11 protein-coding genes are annotated in these 11721 nt (G+C 76.3%); 3 read left to right on the top strand and 8 right to left on the bottom strand.

Features of this window, described 5'->3' with window-relative positions:
* Positions 1-80 precede the first annotated feature (80 nt).
* Positions 81-1148, top strand: coding sequence for an ABC transporter substrate-binding protein (locus ACH01S_RS02035; RefSeq protein ID WP_083980195.1), 1068 nt, complete (start codon positions 81-83; stop codon positions 1146-1148).
* 11 nt (positions 1149-1159) lie between these two features.
* A complete protein-coding gene (locus ACH01S_RS02030; protein ID WP_067884679.1) occupies positions 1160-2011 on the top strand; it encodes a siderophore-interacting protein in 852 nt (283 codons plus the stop codon).
* Between the two features lie 7 nt (positions 2012-2018).
* Here ACH01S_RS02030 and mnhG read toward each other — a convergent pair whose 3' ends face one another.
* From mnhG to mbhE, 6 genes are read right to left on the bottom strand one after another with little or no spacing between them, the layout of a single operon-like run.
* Positions 2019-2378 (bottom strand): monovalent cation/H(+) antiporter subunit G, encoded by a 360-nt coding sequence (gene mnhG / locus ACH01S_RS02025; RefSeq protein ID WP_067884677.1) that lies wholly within the window; start codon positions 2376-2378, stop codon positions 2019-2021.
* Entirely contained in the window at positions 2375-2641 is a 267-nt protein-coding gene (locus tag ACH01S_RS02020) for an MrpF/PhaF family protein (RefSeq protein ID WP_067884675.1), read from the bottom strand. The genes mnhG and ACH01S_RS02020 overlap by 4 nt, the downstream gene beginning before the upstream one ends.
* Complete coding sequence (locus ACH01S_RS02015; RefSeq protein ID WP_067884673.1) at positions 2638-3177, bottom strand: Na+/H+ antiporter subunit E; 540 nt, start codon at positions 3175-3177, stop codon at positions 2638-2640. The genes ACH01S_RS02020 and ACH01S_RS02015 overlap by 4 nt, the downstream gene beginning before the upstream one ends.
* The gene (locus ACH01S_RS02010) at positions 3174-4694 is read right to left on the bottom strand and encodes a Na+/H+ antiporter subunit D (protein ID WP_067884671.1); all 1521 of its coding nucleotides are present in this window, start codon (positions 4692-4694) and stop codon (positions 3174-3176) included. Before ACH01S_RS02010 ends, ACH01S_RS02015 begins: the two co-directional genes overlap by 4 nt.
* Complete coding sequence (locus ACH01S_RS02005; RefSeq protein WP_067884669.1) at positions 4691-5155, bottom strand: Na(+)/H(+) antiporter subunit C; 465 nt, start codon at positions 5153-5155, stop codon at positions 4691-4693. Before ACH01S_RS02005 ends, ACH01S_RS02010 begins: the two co-directional genes overlap by 4 nt.
* Entirely contained in the window at positions 5152-7959 is a 2808-nt protein-coding gene (gene mbhE, locus ACH01S_RS02000; protein WP_067884667.1) for a hydrogen gas-evolving membrane-bound hydrogenase subunit E, read from the bottom strand. The genes ACH01S_RS02005 and mbhE overlap by 4 nt, the downstream gene beginning before the upstream one ends.
* 198 nt (positions 7960-8157) lie before the next feature.
* On the opposite strand from mbhE, the gene ACH01S_RS01995 reads away from it, so the two are divergent.
* On the top strand, positions 8158-8553 hold the full coding sequence (locus ACH01S_RS01995; RefSeq protein ID WP_067884665.1) for a peptidase inhibitor family I36 protein: 396 nt from the start codon (positions 8158-8160) through the stop codon (positions 8551-8553).
* A 120-nt stretch (positions 8554-8673) separates the two neighbouring features.
* Here the strand turns inward: ACH01S_RS01995 and ACH01S_RS01990 are convergent, their stop codons facing one another.
* Together ACH01S_RS01990 and ACH01S_RS01985 are read right to left on the bottom strand one after the other, a co-directional pair.
* Positions 8674-9594, bottom strand: coding sequence for an AfsR/SARP family transcriptional regulator (locus ACH01S_RS01990; RefSeq protein WP_067884663.1), 921 nt, complete (start codon positions 9592-9594; stop codon positions 8674-8676).
* A 178-nt stretch (positions 9595-9772) separates the two neighbouring features.
* A complete protein-coding gene (locus ACH01S_RS01985; RefSeq protein WP_067884662.1) occupies positions 9773-11713 on the bottom strand; it encodes a WD40 repeat domain-containing serine/threonine protein kinase in 1941 nt (646 codons plus the stop codon).
* Positions 11714-11721 lie beyond the last annotated feature (8 nt).

The following is an 11721-nucleotide window of genomic DNA, read 5'->3' as shown; positions in this document are numbered from 1 at the left end:
CAAGGACTTAGGTTAGGTTAACCTAACGCCGTCCGGGCCGAAATATGGCTGTCGTAGTTGATTCATGGAGATAGTCCGAAATGTCGAATACCGGTGTCCGGCAGACCGTCCGCAGCGGGCGCAAGAGCGGCCTCACGAGCGGCCTCACGCGGCGGGGGCTGCTCGGCGCGGGCGGCGCGCTCGCCCTCGGCGCGTTCGCGGCCGCGTGCGGCGGCGGCGACGGGGACGGCACCGCGTCCCCGTCCGGCGGCGGCGCGTGGTCGTTCACCGACGACCGGGGCACGAAGGTCGGCCTCAAGCGGCGGCCGGAGCGCGTCGTCGGCTACGTCGGCACCGCCGCCGCCCTCTACGACTTCGGCGTCGACAAGCAGCTCGTCGGCGTGTTCGGCCCGACGAGACTCAAGGACGGCAAGCCCGACCCGCAGGCCGGGAACCTGCCGGTCGACCGGCTGGAGGTCATCGGCAACGCCTACGGCGAGTTCAACATCGAGAAGTACGCCGCGCTCCGCCCCGACCTGCTCGTGGACAACATGTTCGTGCCCGGCGACCTCTTCTACGTCCCCGCGGAGAGCAAGGAGAAGATCTTCGCGCTGGCGCCGAGCGTCGCGATCTCGACCGGCGCCGTCGCGCTGCCGAAGCCCCTCGAACGGACCGCCGCGCTCGCGGCCGCGCTCGGCGCCGACCTGAACGCGCCCAAGGTGACCGCCGCGAAGGCGCGGTTCGAGAAGGCGGCCGAGGCGCTGCGCGCGGCGGCGAAGGCCAACGCCGGGCTGAAGGTGCTGGCCGCGTCCGCGAGCCCCGACCTGTTCTACGCGTCGAGCCCCGCCAAGAACACCGACCTCATCTACTTCAAGGAGCTCGGCGTCGACCTGATCGTCCCGGAGAAGCCGGGACGCGACGGCTACTTCGAGGAGCTGAGCTGGGAGAACGCCGGCAAGTACCAGGCCGACGTCATCCTGCTCGACGCCCGGACGCAGGCGCTCCAACCGAAGGACCTCGGGTCTCGGCCGTCCTGGCGGGAGCTGCCCGCCGTGAAGGCGGGACAGGTCGTCCCGTGGCAGCCCGAGCCCCGCTTCTCCTACGAGGGCTGCGCCCCGATCCTCGAAGCCCTCGCCGCCACCGTCACATCCGCGAAGAAGACCGGCTGAAAGGCTGCGCGATGCCGACCCCCGCCCACCCGTACGCGTTCTTCGACCTGCACGTCCTCCGATCCGAGCGGCTCGGGCCTTCGATGGTCCGGATCACCTTCGGCGGGACGGCCCTGGACGGCGCCGACCCCGGCGGCGCCCGCTTCGTCTCCGCCGGGCGCGACCAGCGCTTCAAGATCTTCCTGCCGCACCCGCACCAGGACGCGCCCGTCATGCCGGACACCAAGGGCGGCGACACCTGGTTCGCCGACTGGCGGGCGCTGGACCCGGCGGAGCGCGGCATCATGCGCTCCTACACCGTCCGCGACCGGCGGGACGGCGAGCTCGACGTCGACTTCGCGCTGCACCACCACGGGCCGTCCGGCCCGGCCGCGACCTGGGCGGCGACCGCCGGGAAGGGCGACCGGATCACCGTGCTCGGCCCCACCGGGCCGGACAACGGCGGCTACGACTTCCGTCCGCCGCCCGGCGTCCCGGTGGTGATCGCGGGCGACCTGACCGCGCTGCCCGCCATCGCCGGGAACCTCGCCTCGCTGCCCGCCGGGACGCCCGTCCGGGCCTTCGTGGACGTCCCCGACCCGGCGGACCGGCAGGAACTGCCGACCGCCGCCGACGCGGGCATCATCTGGACGGCCCCCGGCGGCCTCGTCGACGCGGTCCGCGCCGCCGCGATCCCGGACGGCGCCTACGCCTGGATCGCGGGCGAGTCCGCCGTCGTCAAGGCGCTGCGCCGCCACCTCGTCAACGAGCGCGGGCTCGACCGGCGCGCCGTCACCTTCACCGGCTACTGGCGGCGCGGCGCCACCGAGGAGGACCTGCTCGCCGAGGTCGCCGCGGGCGGCAGCCCCGCCACCGAGGAGTGACACCCGCTCATTCGCCGGGCCCGTCGGGCTCGCCGGTCTCGTCGGGCTCGTGGGTCTCGTCCAGGACGAGGGCGGCGCGGTCGACGGCGCCCGCGCGGTGGGCGGCGGCGCCGATCGTCTGCGCCGCGACCGGCGCGGTGATCAGCTGGAACACCGCGACCAGCAGCAGCGACGCCGCGGCCGGGCCGGTGCTCACCTGCGCCCCGGCGCCCGCGAGGATCAGCAGCAGCCCGATCGTGTGCGGCTTCGTCGCGGCGTGCAGGCGGCTCAGCAGGTCGGGGAACCGCACCACGCCGAGCGCGCCGAGGGCGGAGAACCCGGCCCCGGCGGGGAGCAGGACGGCGGTGGCGACGTCGGCGGCGGTCATGCCCGGTCCGCCCGCTCGGCGGCGAGGCCGGCCGCGGACACCGAGCCGACGAAGCCGAGCAGCGCGATCACCACGAGGATGGTGGCGCTCGCCGGTTCGTCCCGGGCGGTGGCGCGCACCGCGATGCCGCTGACCAGCAGCACCGACAGGACGTCCAGGGCCATGATCCGGTCGAACGGCGTCGGGCCCCGGACGAGCCGGAGCGTGGTCAGCAGGATCGCGGCGCCCAGCAGCGCCAGCGTGACGTCGTAGACGGTGCTCATCGCTCCTCCGTTCGCGGGTCCTCCGCCGGCGGGTCGCCGGAGACGGCGAGGGCGCGCGTCAGCCCCCGCTCGGTGTGCAGGACGCCGGCGCGCACGGCGTCCGCCTCCGCCCGGTCCCGGACGGGCATGCCGTGGACGCGCAGGACCGCCCGGTCCCAGTCCACGCCGACGAGGAGCGTGCCGGGACGCAGCGACGTGCTCGTCATCACCGCCATCAGCACGACCTGCGACCGCGACCGCGCGGCGACCTCGACGATCGCGCCGCGGATCCGGCCGGGGGCGCGCAGCGCGTGCCAGCCGATGACGGCGCTCGACACCACCAGGTCGCGGGCGAACTCCAGCGCGGACTCGGCGAGCCGCACCGGCCGCACCCGCGTGACGATCGGGACGGCGGGCAGCCGCGTCACCCGGTACGCGACGAGGACGGCCGCGACGCCGCCGACCACCGTCGCGCCGTCGACGCGCCCCCACAGCAGCAGCCACACCGCGAGCAGCCACGCGCCCACCGCGAGCCGCGACCCGACGTGCCGGTTCACCGGTCCGCCCCGTTCAGGACGGCGTGCCGGTAGGCGGCCGGGTCGAGCAGGTCGGTCGCGGCGCGGCGGCTCCACGCCGACAGCGGGCCGGCGAACACCGCGATGAGCAGCCCCGCCGCGACCAGCACGGCGGTGACCGACTGCATCACCCGCACGCCGCCCCGCGTGTAGGACTCGGGCGCGGGCGGCTCGGCGGCCTCCTCCGGCCGGGGGCGCCAGAAGCCGAGCGTCCAGATCCGCGTCATCGCCATCAGCGTGAGCAGGCTCGCCACGATCGCGACGCCCGTCACGGCGTAGGCGAGCGGGCCGCCCGCGCCGAGCCCCGCCTGGAACAGCGCCAGCTTCGCGACGAACCCCGACGACGGCGGCACCCCGCTGACGCTCAGCGCCGGGACGAGGAAGAGCACCGCGATGAACGACGACAGCTCCGCGAGCCCGCCGAGCCGGCGCAGCGACGTCCCCCCGGCGCGCCCCTGCATCAGGTCGCTGACCAGGAACAGCGTCGCCTGCACCACGATGTGGTGGACGAGGTACAGGATCGCCCCGGTGAGCCCGGCGACGCTGAACAGCCCGAGCCCGAACAGCATGTACCCGATGTGCCCGACGAGGGTGAACGAGAACACGCGGTGGATGTCGTCGTGGGCCAGCGCGCCGAGCGTCCCGACGACCATCGTCGCGGCGGCCAGCCCCAGCATGATCCACGACTCGTGCGCGCGCGGGAACAGCAGCGTCTGGACGCGGATCAGCGCGTACACGGCGGCCTTCGTCAGCAGCGCGGCGAACACGGCGGTGACCCTGGTGACGGCGACCGGGTAGCTGTCGGGCAGCCAGAGGTGCATCGGGACGATCGCGCCCTTGATGCCGAACACGACGAGGAACAGCAGGCCGAGCGCGGTCCGCGTCCCGGCGGGCAGGTCCGCGACGCGGCCGGACAGGTCGGCGAGGTTCACCGTCCCGGTCGCCGCGTAGGTCAGCCCGAGCGCGGTGAGGAACAGGATCGAGGACGTGAGGCTGACCACCGTGTACGTCATCCCGGCCCGCATCCGCTCGGCGGTCGGGGTGAGCGTCATCAGCACGTAGCTCGACGCGAGCATGATCTCGAACGCGACGAACAGGTTGAACAGGTCCCCCGCGAGGAACAGCAGGCACACCCCGGCGGTCAGGGCGAGGTAGGCCGGGTAGAACACGCCCGGCTCCCGTCCGTCGAGCCCGGCCGCGCCCTCCGCGACCGCGTGCAGCATGATCGCCAGCAGCACGGCGGCGGACACCGTCACGAGCAGCGCCGACAGCCGGTCGGCGACGAGCGTGATGCCGAGCGGCGCGGGATGGCCGCCGAGCTGGACGGCGATCGTCCCGTCCCGCGCGACGGCCGCGACCAGCCCGGCGGCGGCGCCGACCACGCCCGCCGCGACGAGCGGCGCGAGGACGCGCAGCCAGGTGTTGCGGCGGCGGCTGACCATCGCCAGCGCCGCGCCGAGCAGCGGCAGCGCGAACGGCAGCGGGACGAGGACGTTCACCCGACGCCGCCCTCGCCGTCCTCCACCGGGTCGCCGTCCTCCACCGGGTCGCCGTCCTCCACCGGGTCGGCGTCCTCGGCGCGGAGCTCGTCCCGGCGACGGCGCTCGGCGCGGACGCGGCGGTCCTCGACGTCGTCCTGGACCTCGTCCTCGCCGAGCAGGAGCCGGCTCCGGTAGGCGAGGGCCAGCAGGAACGCCGTCACGCCGAACGTGATCACGATGGCGGTCAGCGCCATCGCCTGCGGCAGCGGGTCCGCCATCCGGCGGGCGCGTGGCGGGCCGCCGAGCAGCGGCGGCGCGCCCGCCGCGCCGCCCGCGAGCAGCAGCAGGAGGTTCGCGCCGTGGCCGAGCAGCATGAACCCGACGACGACGCGGATCAGCGACCGCTGCATCAGCAGCTCGAACCCGGCCGCGAACAGCACCGCGACCACCGCGACGAGGACGAGCGCGGGCCCGTTCACGGCCAGTCCTCCGTGCCGGCGGCGTCCGGTTCCTCCAGGGCCGCGCCGAGCGTGGTGAGGATCGTCGCGACGAGCCCGAGCACCAGCAGGTACACGCCGAGGTCGAAGAGCTGGCTGGTGGACGCCTTGACGTCCCCGATCCAGGGGGCCGACACGCGCAGCGCCTCCGGGTGCAGGAACGCGCCGCCGGACGCCCAGCCGGACGCGCCCGCCGCGGCCGCGAGCGCCAGCCCGCCGCCGACGAGGACGCTCGGCCGCCCCGGCAGCGCGGTCGCGAGCTCCCGCCGCCCGCCAGGCAGGTAGCGCAGCACGAACGCCATCCCGGCGACGAGCCCGCCGACGAACCCGCCGCCCGGCCGGCCGTGCCCGGCGACCAGCAGGTACAGCGAGAAAAGCAGGATCGTCGGGCCGAGCAGCCGCGCCGTCGCCGCCAGCACCACCGACGACCCGGCGAGCGGCGGGCGCCCCGGCGTCGCGAGCCACCGTCCCGGCCGCGCGGGCGGGCGCGGGGCGGCGCCGCCGGACGGGGGCGGCGGCGGTCCGGCCATGACCAGCCCGACGACGCCGATCGCCGCGACCGCCAGCACCGCGATCTCGCCGAGCGTGTCGAGCGCGCGGAGGTCGTCCAGGATCACGTTCACGACGTTCTTCGCGCCGTCCGCCGCGGCGAGCCGGGAGTAGCGCGGCCCGACCGGGTCCGCGGTCCGGCTGAGCGCCGCGACCAGCAGGAACGCCGCGACGAACCCGCCGAGGGCGAGGCTCGTCGCCGCGGTCGCGATCCGGCCGGGGACGCCGCGGCGGCGCGGCGGGAACCGGTCCGGCAGCCGCCGCAGCACCAGCACGAGCATGATCAGCGACAGGGTCTCCACGACGAGGAGGGTGAGCGCGAGGTCCGGGGCGCCGTGCACGACGAACAGGCCGCCCGTCCCGTAGCCGACGCCCGCGAGCAGCAGCGCGGACGACAGCCTGCGCCGCGACCGCAGCGCGGCGAGCGCGCACGCGGCCACCACGACGGACAGCACGAGCTGCGCTGGCTCGTCCCAGCCGCGCAGCTCCCCGACGGGCGCGGCCGTGCCGTCCCCGCTGACCAGGGCCAGGACCAGCGCCGTCCCGGGGAGGACGAGCACCATGGCGCCGATGACGCCGAGGTAGACCGGCAGCGACCCGATCTGCACGCGGCACGTCACCGCGTGCGCGCCCGCGAGGACGGACCCGACCGCGCCGTCGAAGGCGCGCTGCGCGTCCGGGACCCGCCGCCGGACGGTCCGCGCCGGGAACGTCCGGCCGACCGCGCCGTACACGGCGGCGCCCGCGGCGAGCGCGACGAGGGAGAGCGCGATCGGCAGGCCGAACCCGTGCCACAGCGTCAGCTCGAACCCGGTGTCCGGGCCGAGCGCGGCGGCGTACGGCCCGACCAGGCTCTGCACCGGCGCCGGGTACACGCCGAGCGCGAACCCGGCCGCCGCGAGCGCCGCGACCGGCGCGACCAGGCCCCACGGCTCGCCGCGCCGGCCCCCGTCACCGGTCTCGTCCGCCGCGCCGCCGAACGCGCCGTGCAGGAACCGCAGGCCGTAGGCGACGGTCAGCGCCGACCCGGCGACCACCCCGGCGAGGACGGCGGCGTCCAGCCCGCCGTGCGCGAACGCCCGCACCGCCGCCTCCTTCGCCACGAACCCGAGGAACGGGGGGAGCCCGACCATGGACGCGACGGCGGCCGTCGCGGCGGCGGCGAGGACGGGCAGCCGCCGTCCCGTCCCGGACAGCCGGTCGGCGCGGCGCGTCCCCGTCTCGTGCTCCAGGGCGCCGACCGCGAGGAACAGCGGGGCCTTGAACAGGCCGTGCGCGAGGAGCAGCGCGGTGCCCGCGAGCGCGGCCGTCCGGGTGCCGTCGCCGAGGAGGAGCATGAGCAGGCCGAGCTGGCTGACCGTCCCGTAGGCGAGGAGGCGTTTCAGGTCGTCCCGGCGCAGCGCGACCACCCCGCCGACGAGCAGGCTCGCCAGCCCGGCCGCGACCGTCATCGGACGCCACACGCCGTCGTCCGCGAACGCGGGCGCGAGCCGCGCCACCAGGTAGACGCCCGCCTTCACCATCGCCGCGGCGTGCAGGTAGGCGCTGACGGGCGTCGGCGCGACCATCGCGGCGGGCAGCCAGCCGTGCAGCGGCACCTGCGCGGACTTGGCGAACGCGCCGAGCAGCACCAGCACCGCGCCCGCCCGCGCCGCGCCGCCGCCGGGCGGGTCGGCGAGCAGCGCGGAGATCCGGTAGGTCCCGGCGGCCTGCCCGACCAGCACGAACCCGGCGAGCATCACGAGCCCGAACGCGGTGGTCGTGAGCAGCGCCTCGACGGCGGCCCGCCGGTCCGCCGCCCGGTCCGGGCGGGCCGCGCCGATGAGGATGAACGAGCTGACCGTGGTCAGCTCCCAGAACACGTAGAGGACGAACAGGTTGTCGGCCAGCACCAGCCCCGTCATCGCGCCCGCGAACGCGATCAGCGTCCCGGTCAGCAGCCGCTCCGGCCGCTCGAAATACCAGGCGGAGTAGCAGAGGACGACGGCACCCACCCCGCCGACCAGCACCAGCATGGCGGCGGAGAGCGCGTCGAGCCGCAGGTCCACCGCGAGGCCGAGGTCGGGCGCCCATTCGAGGCTGGACGTGACGTCCCCGCCGCCCGCCCGGCTCACCGCCCACACGGCGGTCGCCGCCGGGAGGACGGCCGCGGCGCACCCCATCAGGCGGCGGCGCCGGCCGAGGGCCGAGGGCACGGCGACGGCCGCGACGGCATGGGCGATGACCAGCGTCAGCATGCCGCCGCAGCCCCCCTCCGCCTGGCATGTCGCTGGATGATCTACCCGGCCAGCGTCCCCGAAACGGCGCGCCGCGCCGCCCCGGACGGCCGCCCGGCGCGGCCGATAAGGCTTCGATAACGCCCGCCCGTAGCGTCGGACGCGTCCACGAAGGCGCCGCCCGCCCACCGGGCCGCGCCGCGACGAACGGGGAACGAGATGAGCAGGATCCGAACCTGGCTGCTGGCCGGGGCGGTGGCGGCGGGGGCCGTCGCCGCCGCGCCCTCGGCCGCGGCGGCGGCCGCGACCACCGCCACCGCGGGCACGTGCCCGAAGGGCGACGTGTGCGTGTGGAGCGGCCCGAACGCCACCGGCACCCGCTGCAACTGGGACGGCGACGACCCCGACTGGCAGGGCGGCGCGGTGCAGTGCAGGCCGCACGGCTTCAGGGTCAACAGCGTCTGGAACAACGGGTACGCGGGCGACCCGTACAACAAGGTCAGGTTCTACCGGTACGCGAACTACTCGGGGCAGATCTCCGACCCGCTGCCGGTCACGCCCCAGCCGGTGAACGCGGCCAACCTGTCGATCCGCTCGCACAAGTGGTCGGGGTAGGGGACGGCCCGGGCACCGGACGCGCCTGCGCTCCCACGAACGGGTGAGCCGGGGACGTCACCGATCCCGGTTCACCCCCGGAAGGCCGCCGAGTGCCGCGCCCTCGGCGGCCTTCCGCCGTCAGCGGCCGCGCGCGGCGCGCCACGGGCCCGCCGTCCGCCGCCAGCGCAGCGCCCGCTCGCGCGGCGACCCGCACGCGACCGGCGCCGGGACGGCCGGCGGCAGCGGGTGCGTCGCCGGGTCGTCCCGCAGGATGGCGGCGTGGACGTCCCGCAGCTCGCGTCCGGGCTCAAGGCCCAGCTCCCCGGCCAGCCTGCGGCGTCCCTCCCGGTACACGTCGAGGGCCTCGCTCCGCCGTCCCGCCCGCGCCAGCGCCAGCATCAGCAGGACGCGCAGCCGCTCCCGGTACGGGTGCTCCCCCACCGGGCCGATGAGGTCGCCGACCAGCTCGCGGTGCCGGCCGAGCGCCAGGTCGACCTGCGCGGCCTCCTCCGTCGCGGTCAGGCGCAGCTCGTCCCAGCGGGCCGCGCCCGCCTCGATGTGCGGGCCGGTGAGCCCGGCGAGGGCGGGGCCGTCCCAGCGGGCGAGCGCGGCGCGGAACCGCCCGGCGGCGTCGGCGAGGCGTCCGGCCGCCGCGTCCCGGCGCGCCGCCGCGATCTCGTCGGCGGCGGCGAGCGCGTCGATCGTCCCCGCCCCGGCCGGGACGCGGTACCCCGGCCGGACGGTCTCGATCACGTCCCCCGCACCGGCTCCGGCGCCGGCGCCGCCGCCCGCCGCGCGGAAGGCGCGCCGCAGCCCCGACACGGCGATGGCGATCTGGGTGCGGGCGGACGCCGGAGGGCCGTCCGGCCACACGGCGTCCACCAGCCGCTCGACCGGGACCGGCCGGTCGGGTTCGAGGAGCAGCGCGGCCAGCACCAGCCGGGACCGGCCGCCGCCGAGGTCGACCGGCCGCTCCCGCACCCCGGCGCGGAGCGGGCCCAAGATGTGAAACTGCGCGCGGTCCGTCACCCGTCGCGTCACCCCTTCCGTGGCGGTCATGCGTGGACGATCGCGGGGTGGACGCCGTGGGCCCGGCGCGCGGGGAACCCCCGGCACGGTAGACGGGCGGCCCGCCGAGCCGGGTTCGCGCCGCCGGGCAAAATCCGTTCCAAGCCGTTCAGGGCGGCGACGTGGACGCGGGCACGCGGCCCCGTCCGTTCAGCTCCGGCTTCCCCTGTCAGCGCACCTTCCAGAGGCGCACCTTGTGGTCGACGTGCCCGGTGGCGAGCGTCCCGCCGTCCGGGCTGAACGCGACCGACTCGACCGTCATCACGCGGACCTTGAACGTCCTCGCCTCGTTGGTGGCGAGGTCCCACACCCAGGTCGTGCCGTCGGCGTCACCGGCCGCGAGGTACTTCCCGTCCGGGCTGTAGGCGAGCGACTTGACCCAGTTGCCGGGGGCGTCGAACGTGCCGGTCACCTGCTTGGTGGCGACGCTGCGGAGCCGCACCTTGCTGTCCGTCCCGCCGACCGCGAGCGTTTTGCCGTCGCGGCTGAACGCCACGGCGAACGCCGTCGCGTCCTGGCCGTCGAAGTCCGTGATGCGGCGGCGGGTCGCCACGTCCCACAGCACGGTCGGGGCGTCGTGGCCGCCCGCCGCGAGCGTCCGGCCGTCCGGGCTGAACGCCACCGACTCGCCCGTGTAGGCCGCGTTGCCGTACCCGGCGACGAGGCGCCGGGTCGCCGGGTTCCACAGCTTCACGGTGGCGCCGCCGTCGCCGCCGACCGCGAGGGCCTTGCCGTTCGGGCTGAAGGCGAGCGCCCCGACCTGCACGCCGCCGTTCCCGAGCGTCGCGACCGCGCGCCTCGTGCCCATGTCCCAGAGCACCACGGTGCCGCCGGAGCCTCCGGCGGCGAGGAGCCGCCCGTCCGGGCTGAACGCGACCGCGTCCACCCGGTCGGGGTAGTCGTCGAGGACGGCGACGGGGCGTTCGGCCGCCACGTCCCACAGCCGGACCGTGTGGTCCTCGCCGCCGGAGGCGAGCGTCCTACCGTCCGGGCTGAACGCGACCGCCTGGACGTCCTCGGTGTGCCCTTCGAGCACCTTCGCGGACTCGGACCCGAACGGGTCCAGCGCCACCAGCGCGCCGCCCGCGGCGGCGGCCCCGCCCACGAGGACGAGCCCGCCGATCAGGAACGCGCGCCGCCGCGGATTCCGCGGCGCGGGCGGGCGCGCGGGCGGCGGCATCGCGGCGGCCGGAGGAGGGGGCGTCCCGGGCGGGACGGCCTGCGGGAACGGCGCGGGCGCCGGGAAAAGCACCGGCCCGGCGGGGAACCCGGGAGCGGCCGGGACTGCGGCCGCGGCGGCGAGGGCGCGGAGCCGTCCGGCGACGTCCTCGGCGGAGGCGGGACGGTCGGCGGGGTTCTTCGCCGTCATCCACAGGACGAGCCGGTCCAGCTCGGCGGGGATCCCCGGCCTGGTCGCGGACGGCGGCGGCGGATCGACGGTGAGGTGCTGCCGCATCAGCGCGGGCATCGTCGGGCCCTCGAACGGCGGGCGCCCGGCCAGCAGCGCGTAGAGGGTGCAGCCGAAGGCGTAGAGGTCGGTGCGGGCGTCGGCGGGGCGGCCCTCGTACTGCTCGGGCGCCATGTAGTCCGGCGTGCCGAGCATGCTTCCCGGCGCGGTGAGCTCGCCCGCCGCCTCCGCGGACCGGGATATCCCGAAGTCGCAGATCTTCACGCCGCCCGCCGTCGCCATCAGGTTGGCGGGCTTGACGTCGCGGTGCACGACGCCCCGGCCGTGCGCGTAGGCGAGCGCCTCGGCGACCGCGACGCCCGTCTCCAGCACGCGCTCGACCGGAAGGCCGCCGGGACTGGCGGCGAGGATCGCGGCGAAGTCGGTGCCGTCGAGCAGCTCCATCACGAAGTACGGGTGGCCGTCGTGCTGCCCGATGTCGTGGACGACGGTGATCCCGGGGTGCTGGAGCCGCGCCGCGTTCTCCGCCTCCCGCCGTAACCGCTCGGACAGCGCGGGCGCGCCCCGTCCGGCCAGCACGATCTTCACCGCGACCCGCCGCCGGAGCTGGACGTCGTCGGCGGCCCACACCTCGCCCATGCCGCCCTCGCCGAGCCGCGCGGTGAGCCGGTACCTGCCGTCGAGCACGGCTCCGGATTCCATGCCTGTCC

The organism is Actinomadura chibensis NBRC 106107, assembly GCF_001552135.1.
In the GTDB taxonomy this organism is placed as follows: Bacteria; Actinomycetota; Actinomycetes; order Streptosporangiales; family Streptosporangiaceae; genus Spirillospora; species Spirillospora chibensis.
This window is presented reverse-complemented; position numbering and strand designations above follow the sequence as displayed.